The 17,225-nt window shown below is 48.8% G+C and carries 13 protein-coding genes and 1 pseudogene; 8 read left to right on the top strand and 6 right to left on the bottom strand.

Annotation, left to right across the window (positions count from 1 at the left end; all coding sequences use genetic code 11):
• Nucleotides 1-2,140: aminomethyl-transferring glycine dehydrogenase (gcvP, locus tag AC4PME_RS03920; RefSeq protein WP_491529501.1), on the top strand; the 2,140-nt coding region annotated here is incomplete at its 5' end.
• Nucleotides 2,141-2,797: 657 nt separating this feature from the next.
• On the top strand, nucleotides 2,798-3,214 hold the full coding sequence (locus tag AC4PME_RS03915; RefSeq protein ID WP_491044986.1) for a hypothetical protein: 417 nt from the start codon (nucleotides 2,798-2,800) through the stop codon (nucleotides 3,212-3,214).
• 107 nt (nucleotides 3,215-3,321) lie between these two features.
• On the opposite strand, the gene AC4PME_RS03910 is transcribed toward AC4PME_RS03915, so the two are convergent.
• The gene (locus AC4PME_RS03910; RefSeq protein ID WP_491044985.1) at nucleotides 3,322-3,867 is read right to left on the bottom strand and encodes a hypothetical protein; all 546 of its coding nucleotides are present in this window, start codon (nucleotides 3,865-3,867) and stop codon (nucleotides 3,322-3,324) included.
• Between the two features lie 190 nt (nucleotides 3,868-4,057).
• Here AC4PME_RS03910 and AC4PME_RS03905 point away from each other — a divergent pair, with 190 nt between their 5' ends.
• Nucleotides 4,058-4,840 (top strand): GIY-YIG nuclease family protein, encoded by a 783-nt coding sequence (locus AC4PME_RS03905; RefSeq protein WP_491529500.1) that lies wholly within the window; start codon nucleotides 4,058-4,060, stop codon nucleotides 4,838-4,840.
• Between the two features lie 13 nt (nucleotides 4,841-4,853).
• Here AC4PME_RS03905 and AC4PME_RS03900 read toward each other — a convergent pair.
• The 4 genes and pseudogenes from AC4PME_RS03900 to AC4PME_RS03885 form a co-directional block, all read right to left on the bottom strand.
• Nucleotides 4,854-5,045, bottom strand: a pseudogene (locus tag AC4PME_RS03900) (MBL fold metallo-hydrolase); the annotation flags it as partial.
• A gap of 12 nt (nucleotides 5,046-5,057) precedes the next feature.
• Nucleotides 5,058-5,924 carry a CPBP family intramembrane glutamic endopeptidase gene (locus AC4PME_RS03895; protein WP_491044983.1) on the bottom strand — a complete coding sequence of 289 codons (867 nt, stop codon included), beginning with the start codon at nucleotides 5,922-5,924 and terminating at the stop codon, nucleotides 5,058-5,060.
• A 5-nt stretch (nucleotides 5,925-5,929) separates the two neighbouring features.
• Entirely contained in the window at nucleotides 5,930-6,508 is a 579-nt protein-coding gene (locus AC4PME_RS03890) for a YceB family lipoprotein (protein ID WP_491044982.1), read from the bottom strand.
• Nucleotides 6,509-6,588: 80 nt separating this feature from the next.
• Nucleotides 6,589-7,233 (bottom strand): MBL fold metallo-hydrolase, encoded by a 645-nt coding sequence (locus tag AC4PME_RS03885; protein ID WP_491044981.1) that lies wholly within the window; start codon nucleotides 7,231-7,233, stop codon nucleotides 6,589-6,591.
• Between the two features lie 118 nt (nucleotides 7,234-7,351).
• On the opposite strand from AC4PME_RS03885, the gene AC4PME_RS03880 reads away from it, so the two are divergent.
• Both AC4PME_RS03880 and AC4PME_RS03875 read left to right on the top strand, forming a co-directional pair.
• Complete coding sequence (locus tag AC4PME_RS03880; RefSeq protein ID WP_491044980.1) at nucleotides 7,352-9,451, top strand: UvrD-helicase domain-containing protein; 2,100 nt, start codon at nucleotides 7,352-7,354, stop codon at nucleotides 9,449-9,451.
• Nucleotides 9,452-9,507: 56 nt separating this feature from the next.
• Nucleotides 9,508-10,761, top strand: a complete 1,254-nt coding sequence (locus tag AC4PME_RS03875; RefSeq protein ID WP_491044979.1) for a DEAD/DEAH box helicase — start codon at nucleotides 9,508-9,510, stop codon at nucleotides 10,759-10,761.
• 9 nt (nucleotides 10,762-10,770) lie between these two features.
• On the opposite strand, the gene AC4PME_RS03870 is transcribed toward AC4PME_RS03875, so the two are convergent.
• Nucleotides 10,771-11,919, bottom strand: coding sequence for an AI-2E family transporter (locus AC4PME_RS03870; RefSeq protein ID WP_491044978.1), 1,149 nt, complete (start codon nucleotides 11,917-11,919; stop codon nucleotides 10,771-10,773).
• 266 nt (nucleotides 11,920-12,185) lie between these two features.
• Between AC4PME_RS03870 and AC4PME_RS03865 the strand changes: the two genes are divergently transcribed.
• The 3 genes from AC4PME_RS03865 to AC4PME_RS03855 all read left to right on the top strand — a co-directional run bounded on the left by AC4PME_RS03865 (nucleotide 12,186) and on the right by AC4PME_RS03855 (nucleotide 17,042).
• A complete protein-coding gene (locus AC4PME_RS03865) occupies nucleotides 12,186-13,808 on the top strand; it encodes a PAS domain-containing sensor histidine kinase (RefSeq protein ID WP_491045018.1) in 1,623 nt (540 codons plus the stop codon).
• A 96-nt stretch (nucleotides 13,809-13,904) separates the two neighbouring features.
• Entirely contained in the window at nucleotides 13,905-14,720 is an 816-nt protein-coding gene (locus AC4PME_RS03860) for a mechanosensitive ion channel family protein (RefSeq protein ID WP_491044977.1), read from the top strand.
• A 342-nt stretch (nucleotides 14,721-15,062) separates the two neighbouring features.
• Entirely contained in the window at nucleotides 15,063-17,042 is a 1,980-nt protein-coding gene (locus AC4PME_RS03855) for a pectate lyase family protein (protein WP_491044976.1), read from the top strand.
• Nucleotides 17,043-17,225 lie beyond the last annotated feature (183 nt).

The raw sequence follows: 17,225 nt of genomic DNA, 5'->3' as shown, positions 1-17,225 counted from the left end.
CCTGGTTATGCTTAAATCGCCGGGTGAACTGGGTGCTGACGTGGCACTTGGCAGTGCACAGCGTTTCGGTGTACCGATGGGGTACGGTGGTCCTCACGCAGCGTTTTTTGCTACCCGTGATGCCTACAAGCGTTCATTACCCGGCCGTATCATCGGTGTAAGTAAAGACACCCGTGGCCGTCCTGCACTGCGCATGGCGCTGCAAACCCGCGAACAGCATATCCGTCGTGAAAAGGCCAACTCTAACATCTGTACTGCACAGGTGCTGCTGGCCAATATGGCGTCTTTCTACGCCGTTTATCATGGCCCTGAAGGCCTGAAAACCATCGCTAACCGCATTCACCGTTTCGCCGATATTCTGGCAACCGGCTTAACGCAAAAAGGCGTTGCGCTGAAGCACAGCACTTTCTTCGATACGTTAACCGTGATGGTGGATAACAAAGCAGAAGTGCTTGAAGCGGCTTATGCCCGCGGCCTGAACCTGCGTGCCGATCTTGAAGGCGCTGTAGGTGTGTCGTTAGATGAAACCACCACCCGTGCGGATATTGCCGGCCTGTTCGATGTACTGCTGGGTGGCGATCACGGTTTAACCGTGGATGGTCTGGACGCTGAAGTTACCACACAGGGCAGCCAGTCTATTCCTGCGGATCTGGTACGTACGTCTGATTTCCTGACTCATGATGTATTTAACTCGTATCACTCAGAAACTGAGATGCTGCGTTACATCAAGTCACTGGAAAACAAAGATTTAGCACTGAACCACTCAATGATTTCATTGGGTTCATGCACCATGAAACTGAACGCGACAGCCGAAATGATTCCGGTCACCTGGCCTGAGTTCGGTCAGCTTCACCCGTTCGCGCCTGTGGACCAGGCTTCCGGTTATCAGGAAATGATTGGTGAGCTGAGCGAGTGGCTGATCAACATCACCGGTTACGACGCATTATCTATGCAGCCTAACTCCGGTGCACAGGGTGAATATGCCGGATTGCTGGCGATTCAGCGCTACCACGAAAGCCGTGGCGAAGGTCACCGTAATGTGTGCCTGATCCCAAGTTCAGCGCACGGTACAAACCCGGCGTCTGCACAAATGGTCAGCCTGAACGTGGTTGTTGTGGCGTGTGATAAGAACGGTAACGTTGATTTAGCTGACTTGCGTAAGAAAGCAGAAGAAGTGGGTGATAACCTGTCTTGTGCCATGATCACCTATCCGTCTACCCACGGTGTTTACGAAGAAACTATCCGTGAAATCTGCGACATCGTGCACCAGTACGGCGGTCAGGTTTACATGGACGGTGCCAACATGAACGCACAGGTAGGCGTTACGTCACCGGGCTTCATCGGCTCAGATGTATCGCACCTGAACCTTCATAAAACCTTCTGTATTCCTCACGGTGGCGGCGGCCCGGGTATGGGACCAATTGGTGTGAAATCACACCTTGCGCCTTTCCTGCCAAACCACGCAGTGGTAAACATTGAAGGTACAGGTAAAGATTGTGGAGCAGTATCAGCCGCGCCATGGGGCAGTGCATCTATTCTGCCAATCAGCTACATGTACATCAAAATGATGGGCTCGGAAGGTTTACGTAAAGCGACGGAAGTGGCCATCTTAAATGCTAACTACGTGGCGAAGGCGCTGGAAGGCCATTACCCGGTACTGTACAAAGGCCGTAACGGTCGTGTTGCCCACGAATGTATTATCGACTTGCGTCAGCTTAAAGAAGCGTCTGGTGTTACAGAAATGGACATCGCCAAGCGTCTTAACGACTACGGTTTCCACGCACCGACTATGAGCTTCCCGGTTGCCGGCACGCTGATGATCGAGCCAACGGAATCTGAAGCCAAGTACGAGCTGGACCGCTTCATTGAAGCAATGGTCAGCATTCGCAACGAAATCGCCAAAGTGGAAAGCGGCGAGTGGGATGCCACAGACAACCCGCTGCACAACGCACCACACACGCTGGCCGACATTTGCGACAGCGACTGGACCCGCAGCTACGACCGTCAGGTCGCCGCTTATCCGGTTGAGTCTGTTGCTCGCAACAAGTTCTGGCCAAGCGTAAACCGTATCGACGACGTATACGGCGACCGCAACCTGATTTGCTCTTGTCCAAGTATTGAGAGCTATATTGAGGAGTGAGTTTTCACTGCTTAGCGTTGATTCTTTGTAATTGACGTTTTAGATTGATGGAAGGCGAACCGGATGGTTCGCCTTTTCTGCTTATGGCAGTTTGATATGAAAGAGAGTTTTGTATCTTTTGGCTACATGCGTCCTTGCATTGGAAATACCTACAGGATGGATTTAAAGATATCTGCTCCAGGGTATATTCTAACTTTAGGTTTTTGAGACATTTATGCCTACATCGACGACACTTAAAATGTATTATCTAAGCTACAGAATGTTTAGCAGCAGTCAAACACTAGTTTGGGCCAGGAAATAGATTAGCTTTGCATTAACTCCGCTATAAACAGAAGTCAGAAATTCAGCAACGCAAAACTTACCGTCCGCATTTTGTCTCAAGGATACTACCGCCTTTGCAGTGGTGACGGTCTGGAGCTCGCTCTTTGCTGTCAAAAGAATATTGACCTGATAACCGAAAAGCAGTAGCTTTATCTTGAACGTGAGCCACCACCGAACAAGTGAGTCAGCTTTAACAGAAAGCGTGCACGCGCCACGCCTCTGGGGTAAGGGATTCAACCCTAGCTGACAAATGCTATTCTTTGCCGACGCATTGTGGAATCAATTTTGTACTAGTCCCAGCGGACTCGTACCCTACACTTTCCTACCCAGGGAGTGATGGATAAATTGAGAAAGACAATGCCAGTAAAATCTAATCAAATACCCTCTAAAACAAAACAGTTTTTCGAAAATATATCATTTGAAAACTTAGTAGAAGCTTGGCTTATCCGCGATGGATGGCAGGTTTACAAACCTCATGTAGATCACGGCGCAAAGACCGATGTCCTTATATCAGATGGTAACCTTTACTACAGAATCCAAGTGAAATCTGTAGATTCTAGTGACGAAAATACTATTGTAAAACCGATGTGGGCGAAGTCAGACAACATAGATTTTGTCATCTACTTTTCAAAAAAAGCGCCTTGGGGTTACATCACACCAGCTTTTTCCTCCCCACGTAAACTCAAAAAGCCACAGCACTTCCGTTTCCATCAAGAGGCAAGGAACTTTATCAAGGCATTTGAAAGGGCCTAGTTCATCACTAAGCCTGACTATTGAATCTATCCATTCGTAAGTCCGCTTCTTGTCAGAGGCGGACATTTTCGATAATCGCTCTTACCGGATAATTATCGGCAAAGAAACTAAGAAACATTCAACCATTGCCAAAATAACACAGGCATTTCCTCTTCAACGGTCTCCATCGTCTTAATGTCGACCGTTGAGTTACATCCCATAAGAGGGACCTCAATGACTTCATTTTGAGATGACCAGGCCATCTCAAAATAGCGAATCTCGTCATTGTCGTGAGCAATCTTCTTGATACGGCCGTGACCATAAATTTTCATGGTTTTGCCAATTTTTTCCCGCTTCTTGAGTACAACGAGATCGCCAGTACAGAGCGTATTCCATCTGTCTACTTGTGGCTTGCTAACTAGAAAATCAAACCGGCAGATCCCTTCTTGTTTCCACTTGAGGTCAAGGCGCTGGTTAAAATCAGCATCGGGGCAGAAACCCATGAAGAGTATTCTGCTGTCGGTAGGTTTACTGGAGTTGATATTGTCCAGGATGATCAACGCATCTTTATCGCCCCTGGCGACTAAGGCTTCTGCATTGGCTTTTAGTTTGGTGATATCGGCCCGGCTCATTGCACCTGAGCAAAGTTTATCTAGTTGTTTCTGATACTTCACGATTCATTTCCTTATGACTACAACCGTCAATATTGAAGTTGGGATACGCCAGCACGATACCATGAAGTAAGCAGATAAGTGGATTGTTTTCATTCGATGTATATACTGCGGACTCAGCAAATCATGTTATCCCCTAAGTCGCAGTCATAAGAGGTTTTAAATGGACTTATTCTCTTTCCTGAAAGTCAGCATGCCTGAACTTACACCCGAAGATACAAAAATTCACTTTGCCGCCCACAACGGAACAGAGAATCCGCTGGATGTTTTTTTGGCGGGTGAGTTTGACCTTTGGCAGCAATATCAAACTCGCAGAAACTTTAACCGGCCATACGTGATCGGTTTGATCCCGTTAGCGGCGGAAGACCGGTATTTATTTACCGGCGTTTATCATGTGAAAGGTATGCGGGATCAGGAGGAGGGTGTTGGCTATTTCTACGACCTCGAACCGGAAGAACGAGTTCTTGAATACGCAGGCAGATTAGTCATCGATATTGTTTTTCGGGACCGTGCCCGTTACCGTTACGCTGAATCTTTATCAGATCGTCTGAAAATAGCGGAATTCAAAGAAGAGAAGCTTTCACTGTCGGATTTTCCCGGCTATCACAATGTGGATATTTCAAAGAGTGAACTCGATATGATTATCCGCCAGAACATTCCAACCTGGCGCGGTGCACTGGAAAGTGTTGCAGGTATTTACTTGATTTCAGATACTCAGAATGGACAGCATTACGTGGGCAGTGCGACAGGCCTGGGTGGCATTTATAGTCGCTGGGCTACTTACGCTGCAACCGGCCACGGCGGCAATGTGTTGCTTAAGGCGTTGTTAGATAAAGAGGAAACATCTGCTAGTGCTTTCCGCTATTCGATTCTGGAAATCGCTGATACTCATGCAAGTCATGACGACATCCTGAAACGAGAAAGTCATTGGAAACGCATACTACTTTCCCGATCCCACGGTCTCAACGCGAACTAAGTGCAGGCGATATTCACAGCGCTACACTTTCCCCTTCATTCAGGATTATTAAGGGCAGCTTTGCATTAACCTCCTGATGCATTCTCAACAAACGCTTGAGCGGAGAATGGGAAGAATGGTCGCCCATTTGCCAACTGGCATTTCCGTAGCCCCACGGAATCATCACTTTGCAGCCAAGGTCCTCAGCGGTAACAAGCGCGTCTTTCTGTTTTTCAATTCATACATCCGTCATAGGGTAAGTCAGCACCAGCATATGGGTGATATTCAGTAGCCAGTGTGTCAGTACGGCAAAAACAATGCGACCGGTTAGCATATATACGGCACCGTAAAGTAACCCCGCTACTGTAGCGACAATCATGTAACTGGTGCCGCCTGCAAAATGGGCAAGACCAAAGCCTGCGCTGGTTATAGTCAGTATCAACAAAGTGCGGGCGGTTGATGAAAGCGTGGCGGGCAGTTTATTGGTTACAAACTTAAACAACAGGCCGCGGAATAACAACTCTTCTGCTACACAGGTGTTGATGAGGTTGGAAAGTGCGAGCAGCGGAAACCATGCCGGTACAGCCACTTGCCTGGTGACGATGCCTGTACTTACTGCAATTAGTACAACGGCACCGATACCACATGGCACCAACAGAACTGGCATCCACCATCTAACCCGGGTGTTTGAGGGGAAGCTACGTTTAATAAGGGGAACAAAGCACAGTGCTGACCAGCTGAATAAGGCTTTGTCCACATTCAAATAAAAGCTAGCGGGTAAACTGCCGGCTTTCAGGGCAATGTCTTCTGCTATTAAAAGCCCCTGGTAACCGGGCAGTTTATGGATGATGAGTCCTGCACTCAGCACGAACCACATCAATTGAAAGAGTCTGGTTATCCACGGGTTAACCGGTTTACTCTGATGCGCACTCAGGCACCACGTAACATAAATATATAAAGCAACAAAAATCAGAAATACGGGAGACAGGGTAACGAAGCAGAGCGCTGACAGCAGCAGAAAAGGCAGGCCAAACTTTACCCATTGAGAAGCACTAAATGCGCTGGCAATGAGTAAAGTGGATACAACCAGATAGTATTCTGCCACCCGTATTATTCCGCGTTTTGCGGACGGAACACAATCTTCCCGGACTCAACGGTCATCGACAGCGGCATGTTTGTCAGCCACGCATAACCGGAGGGTACGTTCTTCACTTCATACACCGGTTGATCCATTAAAAATTGATTCAGCAGCCCCATTACTTTACTGCTTACAGGCGCGAGGTTGCCGCGATAGCCCATGGCATCCACGGTGGTGTCGTTGAGCACCAGTGAGCGGATGAATACCGCTTTTTTGGTTGAGTCGTAGTAGGGCATACCTTCGACATCCAGCTTCACTTTGGCGGGGTAGGTCAGTCCCAGAACCGACAACGTGGCAGTGGCGTCAGCAATGAGCTGAATGGTCTGACGGTTGTCCGGCCCCACATTTACCTGCATGTCGTTGACTTCCAGCAGAATGGGAATACCGACGACAGAAGCCTGTTCCTGCAGGCTGGTAACCTGTTTATCCAGTTCCCTTTGCAGGTCTGCACTGGTTACGCTGTAAGACGTAAGAGAAGCCAGCGTGCTGCAACCGGCGATGATGATACACACTAAAACCACTAACAGCCGGCTGGCTGATATTTTATTCATAAAGACTCCGGATTAGATACACAAAGCCGGCTAACCAGCGCGGTTTGCGCTAAATGTGTTTTGCCGGCGGGACGGTCACATCAACCAAATTTACTGTCTGCCACAAAGGGATTCGTTTTGCGCTCATGCCCGATGGTGCTGGTCGGGCCGTGGCCGGGATACACTTTCATTTCATCAGGCAGGGTAAACAGTTTGCTGCGGATACTGTCGATGAGTTGCTGATGATTTCCCTGCGGAAAATCCGTACGACCAATGGAACCGGCGAACAGGATATCGCCTACAATGACCGTGTTCGTGGTTCTTTCCACCAGCGCCACATGACCCGGTGTATGGCCGGGGCAGTGCAGCACCTCAAGTGTAAGATTGCCCACGGTTATTGTGTCGTTGTCGCTCAGCCACTGGTCCGGCGCAAACGGTGTTGCAGGCGGAAAGCCAAACATCTGGCTCTGCATTGGCAGGCCGTCGAGCCAGAATTTATCGCCGGTATGCGGGCCGATAACCGGCACATTGTAATGTGATGCCACTTCAGTCGTCGCGCCTACGTGATCAAGGTGTCCGTGGGTGAGGATAACTTTTTCTATGGTTACACCATTTTGCGCTACCGCATCGTACAGTTTGCTGCTGTCGCCACCGGGATCGACAAGTGCCCCTTTCATGGTGTCAGGATCCCAGATGAGGGAGCAATTTTGTGCAAAGGGAGTAACAGGAATAATGCGTATGTTCACAGGATGGCCCGGCAAAAGTGTTTCCCGCATTCTAGCAACAGCACAGCAAGAACTGAAGATAGTGTAGAATACCGTTTTTCATTCCTGCACAGTGATGCACAAAGAAAGGACGTTGTTGTTGTCAGACATAGCTGTCCGGCCTAATTTTGCCGGCAAATTATTTGGTAAACCTACACTCACCCTCGCTAACGAAAACCTGGTTTTTACTCATCGCGGCAGAAAAGACAAATATCTTCCGTTGGCCTCAGTCCGCACCTTATTTAAGGTGAAGAAACGGTTCTTGGGTGATGAACTGCGACTGGAAGGTGCAAAGACGACAGTCCGCTACCGGTACCTTAAGTCTGAAAATGTGGAGGCGTTACAGGTAGCAGCGAATAAAATTATCCGCAGGCATTTAAAGGCCTATTTGCAGGCCGTCTTCACTGAGTTTAATGACAACGTAAAACTGCAATACCCTAAAGATTCGCAGGAAGAAGCACTGCGTTCACTTATTGATTCCCTGTACAGAGATTACAGTAATTATCAGGCTGACTGGCAAACCATGCTCTCGGCAGATGCTATTGCAGCGGTGAAAGATATTCTGAGTCTGTATCCCTTCGATATGGCAAAGTTGCAGTCGTATCACGAGCAAATGCAATTGAAAGCCCGCTGTGGATTTTTTGATACGGTTGAGTCGAACCCCTTAACCACTGAACAGCGTCTGGCGGTGCTGCGTTCCAACGACAGAAACATGGTGCTGGCGGCTGCCGGAACAGGGAAAACTTCGGTCATGGTGGCAAAAACGCTGGATTTGATAGACCGTGATCTGGCAAAGCCGCAGGACATTCTGGTGCTCGCCTATAACCGTTCTGCGTCCCTGGAGCTGAAAACGCGTTTGCTGGATAAAGCGCAGACACACACTATTAAACTGGATACTGAACCGCAGATTGGGACGTTTCATGCGCTTGGGCGGCAGATCTTGCAGGAGGCAGGGCGTTCTACACAAATCAGTGTATTTGCTGAAAACAGCGCGGAATTAAAGACGTGGATAGCGCAATGGATAAAAGAGTACACCGCAGAAGACGCTGCCCGCCAACAGCTTTTAATTACTATGCTATCTGTGCAGGAAGGTCGGGAGACGCAACTAAGCGGGCAGGCGCTGATAACTGCCGTGACAGAACTGCTTACTAAAGCTTTGCAGGCAATGCGGGTGGAGGGATTAAACAGAACAGGTGTCGCCAAACGGCTGACAGAGGCGGGTATTAAACCGGCAGGGAAAATTGCAGGTTTACTCAGTGCGCTTCATAAAGACTACGTGAACGAACTTAAGCGGCAGGATAGCATCGATTTTGATGATTTGATCACCAGAGCCACAGAGTTAGTTGAAAAAGGGAAGTTCATCCCGCGCTGGAAGTACATTCTGGTCGATGAATTTCAGGATATTTCTGCGTCAAGGATGGCGCTCATCACTGCGTTGGTGGATAGAGCAAAGGCAAACGGTGTGGCAACATCGCTTACGGTGGTGGGAGATGACTGGCAGTCTGTTTACCGGTTCTCCGGCGGTAAGCTTTCGCTGACCACCCGCTTCGGGGAAGTTGCCGGCAGCTATACCGAAACCAAACTGCAAAAAACGTTTCGCTACAATAACAGTATCGCTGACACTGCCGGTCAATTTATCATGGAAAATCCGGAGCAGTTCAGGAAGTTCATCGACACGCATACCAAAACGGATACGCCGCAGATCTTTCTGCTGGATGATAAACCGGGCAAAGAAAACGGGGTAGTCGAGCGCGTAGCGGAAGTCGTCAGCAAAATCCGCAGCAGTGAACCTGCAAGTACAGTGGCAGTGATTGCCCGCTATAACTTTCTGCTGGATGAAGCAAAACATGCACTGAGCAAACAAAACCTGAGCAACAATGTGCATTTCTGGAGTTTTCACAAATCAAAAGGGCTGGAGGCAGAACACTGCATTTTGATTGGGTTTTCCGGAGGCAAGAACGGATTTCCGGGCGGGGGCAGGGAAGATGCACTTATCGAAGCACTGTTGCCCTCGTCTGATACTTATCCCCACGCCGAAGAAAGGCGGCTGATGTATGTGGGACTCACCCGCGCAAAGCACAAGTGTTACATCATTGCTGATCCCGTTTCGCCGTCAGAATTTGTCACTGAGCTGCTTAGCACGAGATACAACGTCAGCGTGGCATCTGCGGCATTGCAGGCACATTCCCGTTCACAGTAATCAACTGAACCGGGTTAGAATAGTCAGGTTCCTGTTTATACTTAGCGGTATTTTTAATGCGTTTTTCCGATTCAGATCTTCATCCGTCTCTTTTATCTGTGCTTGATGCACTGGGCTATCACACGCCCACGCCGGTTCAGCAGGCGGCTATCCCTCATGTGCTGGCTGGACGGGACGTGATGGCTGGTGCACAAACCGGTACGGGAAAAACGGCTGCTTTTGCGCTGCCGCTTATCCAGCGTTTACTGGAGCAGGATGCCGGTGAAAAAGCACTTCGTGTGCTGGTGCTCACGCCTACCCGTGAACTGGCCCAGCAGGTTTATCAGAGCTTTGTGAAATACAGTGATGGCCTGGGGATCAATACCGTAGTCGCGTATGGCGGTGTGAGTATTAATCCGCAAATCGAAGCGTTGAGTGCGGGGTGCGATGTGCTGGTGGCAACGCCGGGACGTTTGCTGGAACTGGCTATCAAAGAACTGATTGATTTGAGCACGCTGCAGACTTTTGTGCTTGATGAAGCCGACCGCATGCTGGATATGGGGTTCATTACCGATATTAAGCGGGTACTGAAACGCTTGCCTGAACAGCGTCAGACCCTGTTCTTTTCTGCCACATTTAATGATGAAGTGTATGCACTGAAAGACTCGCTGCTGACCGCGCCGGAACTGATTGAAGTTGCGCCGCGCAACGCCACGGCAGATAAAGTGGAGCAACGCTTTTACGAAGTGGATAAAAAGCGTAAAGCCGGCCTGATAGCCTACATGATAGGTGCTAAAAACTGGCAGCAGGTGCTTATATTTACCCGTACGAAGCAGGCGGTGGACGAACTGGTCACTGAGCTGGAAAAAGATGGGATCAGTGCCGCCGGTGTACATGGTGATAAGTCTCAGGGCGCGAGAGAGCGGGGGCTTGATGCATTTAAAGCCGGACAGGTGCGGGCGCTGGTAGCAACTGACGTTGCGGCACGGGGGCTGGATATTCAGTCTTTGCAGTACGTCATTAACTATGAGTTACCTTATAACGCTGAAGACTATATTCACCGTATTGGCCGCACGGGACGTGCCGGTCAGGCTGGTATCGCGGTATCGCTGCTTTGTGGCAAAGAAAAGTATCTGCTTGAAGAAATTGAAAAGCTCACCGGCGACAGTGCGGTACTGCAGTGGGAGCCGGGGTTTGAGCCTGATCCGTCGGGACAGGAAGACGCCTCCGGCAGCCAGCGGCCGTTATCGAAAAAAGCCCTCAGAGCGAAAGCATTAGGTCAGGATAATAAAGGCAAGCGTAAATCTGGCAAGCCCCGCCGCCGGCGCTGAACCGGCGGGCTATTTCGACTCGATCAGCTTAACCCAGTGGGGCAGACTGCCAAGATTTTCGAGAATAATTTTAAAACTCATCAGAATGGGCACAGCAAGCAGTACACCCACAACGCCCCACAGCCAGCCTGCTACCGACAGCCAGAGAATGATGATAAGCGGATTCAACCGCATACTTCGTCCCAGCACCGTAGGCGTGACAAGCTGAGACTCAACAACATTAATGCACATAAAAGCAAACGCCGGTAACAGTGCTGATGCAACAAGACCGAACTGCACTACGCCGGCAACCAGTAATATGCTGCAACTAACAAGACCGCCAAGATAGGGGACGAAATTCAGCAGCGCCACCAGTGAACCCCATAAAATCGCATCTTCAACGCCGATGTAGGTGAGGGCTATAGCTGTGGCGACGCCGAGCAGACCGTTGATCATACTCACCGTTATTATGTAAGCAGACAGTTCCCGCTGTATATGATTAACCAGAACCAGTGCACGGCGCTTGTTGGTGACGACCGGAAAGTCGCGGATGAACACATTAAATAGCGCAGGGCCATACACCAGCAGGAAAAAGATAAGAATCATACAGCCGAAAATTTGTGCCAGCAGCAGGGGAGCTGTACTCATTATGGTGATAGCGACTTCCATCCCGCTTTGCTTCAGTTTGCCGGTAACGATGTTTTCCTGCGGTTGTTCCGGCTTAACTTCCTCATCATCACCGAACCAGTCAAAAAAGGATTTATCTTCTTTTTCGGCAGGCGGAGCAGGCTCCTGCATGGTGAGGCTGTCACTTAATTCTTCCATTTCTGTAACCACTTCACCGGCAATCTTAGGCAGCGAGTGCATCCACCGTCCGGCAGGTTCTGCCAGTTCTAACCCCAAAAAGGTGAAAGGCGCTACCAGCAATACCATGAGTACCGAGGCGGACAGGGACGGCGGAACATAGAATTTTCTGCCAATGCGGACCAGCGGGCTAAGCAGCAGCGCAATAAATGCGGAAAAGAACAAAGGAATGAGCAGCGATTTGGCAAGATACAGGGTGTAGATCACCGCCAGCATCAGCAGGGTTTTTAGCAACCGTGTTTGTCTTGCTTCACGTAAATAGGGAACAGAGCGACTGTCGCTGATTGTCCTTTTCTTTATTGTCTTGCTTTCCATTACCCGGTCCCGCCCGCGCCCGCTTTGTTACAAAATTGTCATGCAATGATTACGCTAACTGAATCGTTCGGTTCACCTGACAATAAAATGATTCGTTATGGCAAAACCTGCGGCATTAGACGAATTACCCGGCGCTGGCAGTGGCAAACTGCCGTTTCTTTGCTAATTTTAAAAAATATTTTTAACCGATATGTAATATCAATTCTGTTGCAGCCCAGAGCCTTATTTTTGCTGCGCCGGAGCTTTATTTTGCAGGTATTGCCGTGATGAATGACGTGAACGATCGTGAGAACGGATTCGAAACAGTTTTCAGAAATTCAAAAGATGGTCTGGCAATTTTTAAGAATGAAGTCTTTGTAGATTGCAATGATTCCATGCTGGCACTGGTAGGTGTTGAGGAAAGGGAAGACTTTATCGGTAAAACCCCTTTCGATTTTTCCCCTGAAACGCAATACGACGGCATGTCTTCGGTAAAGAAGGGGCTGGCACTGGTGGCCAAATGCCAGCAAGAGGGGAGTGTGCGCTTTGAATGGATTGTAAAGCGTGCCGGCGGCGATACCCTGTGGGTGGAAATCATCCTGACCAAAATGGTCATGAACGGCGAGGATGTGATTTATGCCAACTGGCGGGATATTTCTGAAAAGAAAGCCCTGGAGCTGGAACTGGCAGAGCAGAAAAATACCTTTGAAACGTTGTTTAATGATTCCAAAGATGGCCTGAGTCTGCTTGTTGATAACAAGTTTATTGATTGCAATAAAGCTCTGCTGGACATGTTCGGTTATACCTCAAAAGAAGAAATACTTGGCCTTACGCCAATGGATCTCTCACCGGAGTATCAAGGCGACGGCCGCCGTTCTGTGGATGTGGTGGCTGACAATGCCAGGCAGGTCGCCGGCTATGGTAATAAAACACTGGAATGGCTGCATCAGCGGGAGGACGGTTCACTTTTCTGGACTGAAATCATCGTCATTGAAATTAAATTGAATGGCGGGCCGGCTATTTATGCCATCACCCGCGATATTTCTGAAAAGAAAGCCCTGCAGGAAAAAATCATCAGCAGAAATGAAGCGCTGAATGCAACAAACCGCAGTTTGTCGGAAACCATTGAAAGCCTGAAGCAGGCGCAAAGTAAGCTGGTGGAGTCAGAAAAAATGGCCAGCCTCGGGTCGCTGGTTGCCGGTGTGGCTCATGAGATTAATACGCCGGTGGGTATAGGTCTTACCGGCATTACCCAACTGATGGAAGAGTGCCGCGATATCCATGCCCGTTACGAACAGGGAAACCTGACAGAAAACGATTTTGAAGATTATCTCAACAGCGCCAGTGAACTGGCCGGCATGATAAAGAAAAATATCGACAGAACGGCCCAGCTGGTGCGCAGCTTTAAGCAGGTGGCTGTTGATCAAACCAGTGAAGAAGATCGCGAAGTCAATCTCAGTCAGTACCTGGATGAGATCCTGTTCAGCCTGGGGTCTGTGTTACGTAAGGCGAACGTGGTTGTGGCGACCGAATGCCGTGACGACATGAACGTGATTACTAACCCCGGTCTGCTTTCACAGGTCATCACCAATCTCATTGTAAACTCTGTCAATCACGGCTTTAAAGATCGTGAGTCAGGTAATATCTCCATTGCAATCAGTGAACAGGAAGATGATATGTACCTGCTGCAATACCGGGATAACGGCAAGGGGATCAGTAAGGAAAATCTGAGCCGGATTTTCGACCCGTTTTTCACCACTAACCGGGGGCACGGCGGGACGGGTCTGGGGCTGAATATTACTTACAATATTGTGACTAATGCCCTGGGCGGTTCAATTGCGTGTAACAGCACAGAGAATGAAGGCGTCGAATTCATCATCAGATTCAAAGTGAAGGCCCGCCTCAATTAGTACACAACCGCTTTAAAAAGCACAGGCTGTAAGTTGTGAAACTTTTCGTTGTTGTTTATTCTTTAAGACAATAAAAAACTTAGATAATAAGCGGTTATGGAAGAAGAATTACAGCAGGCGCAGGCCTTATACGATACCCTCATTGAGTTCGCGGTAACATACAGTTTTCAGATCCTCGGCGCACTGGTTATTTTGTTCATCGGCTGGTGGATGGCGGCGAAGATAGGCGATATGGTCGAGAACCTGATGACCGGCCGCAATATCGATATTACGCTCAGCCGGTTCACCGGCGGGGCCTGTAAGATTCTCGTGCTGGCGCTGGTGATTATCATTGCCCTGGGCAATATCGGTATCAGCGTAACACCGTTAATTGCTGCTGTCGGTGCCATTGGCCTTGGTGCAGGCCTGGCGATTCAGGGCATGCTGGCAAACTATGCTGCGGGCTTTACCATCATCATTACCCGGCCCTTTGTTCTCGGCGATACTATTCAGGTCAGAGGCGTGTCCGGTGTGGTCGATAAAGTGATGCTGCCTTACACCATTCTGATTGACGAAGATAACGTACATATTCAGATCCCTAACAAACTGATTGTAGGTGAAATTCTGCATAACTCAGCCGAACAGATGCTTATTGAACTGGAAGTCGGCGTTGCTTACTCCAGTGATGTGGATGCTGTTATTGATGTGCTGCAGCAGGCAGTGAAAACTGTGGAAGGGATCAGCGATGAGAAAGCGCCGGCAATCGGCGTAGACAACTTCGGTGACAGCAGCATAAATTTTGGTGTCCGTGTCTGGGCACTTACTACCCGTCACTTTGAAATCAAATATGCACTGAATAAAGCCATCTATGATGCGCTGAAACGTGCTGAAGTTGAGATCCCGTTCCCGCAACGGGAAGTCAGAATGCTGTAAAAAGCGCCTGTTTTTTTCTTTATCAAAACGAACCGCGAGGTTCGTTTTTTTTCATACCAATTTTCTATTCTCCGGCATCAAACACAACACAATTTATCAATTTATTCTCATTTTAATTTAAATGAAAAGGCTAATCATTTCTATTTGCTCTTGTGAAAGGTATGAAGTAGAACACGTAATGTAGTATGAAATCGGAAGCTGCGCCGGTGGACAACGTGATTTTATTCAACTGTGAATAAATCCGGACGGACAACATGCTTCTGCACTTTAAACCGTAATCCGGAGCCGGCAGCACATAAAGAAGCCGGCGCAGTACGTATTACACAATCACGCGGAGGTTTTATGAAATATAAAGCATCGAAAATAGCGTTTTGTATCGGACTTGCGACCATACCGGTATCTTTACCCGGACTGGCTGCGACAGGCTTCGCCACTCAGAATGGCGGCACTACCGGAGGTCAGGGGGGAAATGTGGTTACTGTCTCCAGCGGTACGGGCATTCATGAGGCGCTTTGTAACCGAAGCAGTAGCGATGAGCCGATTATCATTCAGGTTCAGGGCACCGTGAATCATGGAAATACCAGTAAAGTATCCGGAGACAGTTGTAATACTGCGGAAGATAAAATTGAAATCAAAGATGTAAGTAACATTACCCTGGTCGGAGTGGGGAGCGGGGCGTTGTTTGACCAACTGGGAATACATATTCGTAATGCTTCCAACATCATTATTCAGAACGTGCATGTGCGCAATGTTAAGAAGTCAGGCTCTCCGGTTTCTAACGGCGGTGATGCTATCGGCATGGAATCTACAGTCAGAAATGTCTGGGTGGACCACGTTACTCTTGAAGCCAGCGGCGGTGAGAGTGAGGGTTACGATGCATTATTCGACATAAAAGCCGATACCAGATATGTAACTCTGTCTTACAGTATTTTGAAAAATTCAGGTCGGGGAGGCCTGGTAGGCTCAAGTGATTCAGACGATCAGAACGGGCCGGTTACCTATCACCACAACCTCTATCAGAATATTGATTCGCGCACGCCTTTACTGCGTCATGCCACTGCTCATGCCTACAACAACCACTATGTGAGTATCAATGAGTCTGGTATGAATCCGCGGATTGGCGGGGAGATCCGGGCCGAAAACAACTATTTCGAAGACTCTAAAGATGTGCTGGGTACGTTCTATACCAACGATATGGGTTATTGGCAGGTCAGCGGAAATATCTTTGATAACATCACCTGGACATCATCCGGCGATAAGAATTATCCTGCCGGCCCCAACCCGTCATCCACGACATCCATCAGTATTCCCTATAGCTACAGCTTAGATGACGCCAGTTGTGTGCCTTCAATTATTGCTGCTACCGCAGGCGCTAATAAAGGGCTGGCTGTCTCTGATGGTGACTGCTCTACAACCACACCTCCGGATAACGGTGGCGGTGACAACGGCGGTGGTGATAACGGCGGAGGCGGTTCCGGCACCGGTACAAATCTGGCGCTGTCTGCAGCGGCAGATGGCAGTAGTAAAGCCAGCGGTACAAGCTACGGAAACGTTATCGATGGTGATACCAGTACCTACTGGTCACCCAATGGCTCAACCGGCACCATTAATGTGAAAAACCTGAATACTACGGTAAATGCTGTACGGATTGTATCAGCCGCCGGGTATGAAAACGCGGTTACCGGCTGGGCTGTGGTGAATTACGACACCGGAGTCACTCTGGCCAGTGGCGGTGCAGTGCCTGACGTAATTTCCTTTAGCGATACCAATCTGAATAAAATCAGTTTCGTGATCCAGTCTTCATCTTCCCAACCCCGCGTAGCTGAATTTGAGGTTTATAACGGTTACAGCTCCGGAGGAGGTACTGGCGGAAGCGGCAACAATGGTACGGTTAACGGCACTTATCAGATTAGCCCGGTTCATAGTGGTAAAGCGATAGATATCACCGGTTGCGGAACTGCAAATCTCACGAATGTGCAGCAGTATGCATGGCTTAATAATGATTGCCAGAAATTCGCCATATCGCAGGTAGACGGGATCTGGCATCGTATTTCACCGCTAAATGCACCGGCTAAATCATTGGATGTTAATACCTCCGTTGCCGGTAACGGTGCCACTGTCATCCTCTATGACTACTGGGGTGGTGATAACCAGCTTTTCCGCTTCCAGTCGGCCGGAACCGGCAGATGGCGAATCATTCCTAAGTGGAGTGAGTTGTGCCTGGACGTCAGCGGTAATTCTGCGGCAGATGGTGCAGATATTGTGCAGTGGACCTGTACAGCCGGAGCCGAAAATCAAATGTTTGAACTCATCAGTCAGTAGTACATCATGCAGACCTCACTTTCCAGTGAGGTCTTTTTCCTTCTTTATCTGCCTTAAAATACTGTGTGACATTTTCACACCCCGGGTATCTATTTCTTTCCCGTTCTCTGTTCATCATCAAAGTATCTTTTACAAATCCCGTGGGGAAGGTTTCTATCTTTTTGATTAGCTTTGTGTTTTTCG

The sequence above is a fragment of the Alteromonas sp. genome, from assembly GCF_984505615.1.
The sequence above is the reverse complement of the archived record's forward strand: the minus strand, read 5'-3'. Positions and strand labels throughout refer to the sequence as shown.

Excerpts from the sequence above, each read along its gene's own strand:
- AC4PME_RS03860 (WP_491044977.1), top strand. The coding sequence starts at position 13,905 with ATGGAAGAAGAATTACAGCAGGCGCAGGCCTTATACGATACCCTCATT.
- AC4PME_RS03890 (WP_491044982.1), bottom strand. The coding sequence starts at position 6,508 with ATGAATAAAATATCAGCCAGCCGGCTGTTAGTGGTTTTAGTGTGTATC.
- AC4PME_RS03905 (WP_491529500.1), top strand. The coding sequence starts at position 4,058 with ATGCCTGAACTTACACCCGAAGATACAAAAATTCACTTTGCCGCCCAC.
- AC4PME_RS03855 (WP_491044976.1), top strand. The coding sequence starts at position 15,063 with ATGAAATATAAAGCATCGAAAATAGCGTTTTGTATCGGACTTGCGACC.
- AC4PME_RS03915 (WP_491044986.1), top strand. The coding sequence starts at position 2,798 with ATGGATAAATTGAGAAAGACAATGCCAGTAAAATCTAATCAAATACCC.
- AC4PME_RS03865 (WP_491045018.1), top strand. The coding sequence starts at position 12,186 with ATGAATGACGTGAACGATCGTGAGAACGGATTCGAAACAGTTTTCAGA.
- AC4PME_RS03875 (WP_491044979.1), top strand. The coding sequence starts at position 9,508 with ATGCGTTTTTCCGATTCAGATCTTCATCCGTCTCTTTTATCTGTGCTT.
- AC4PME_RS03870 (WP_491044978.1), bottom strand. The coding sequence starts at position 11,919 with ATGGAAAGCAAGACAATAAAGAAAAGGACAATCAGCGACAGTCGCTCT.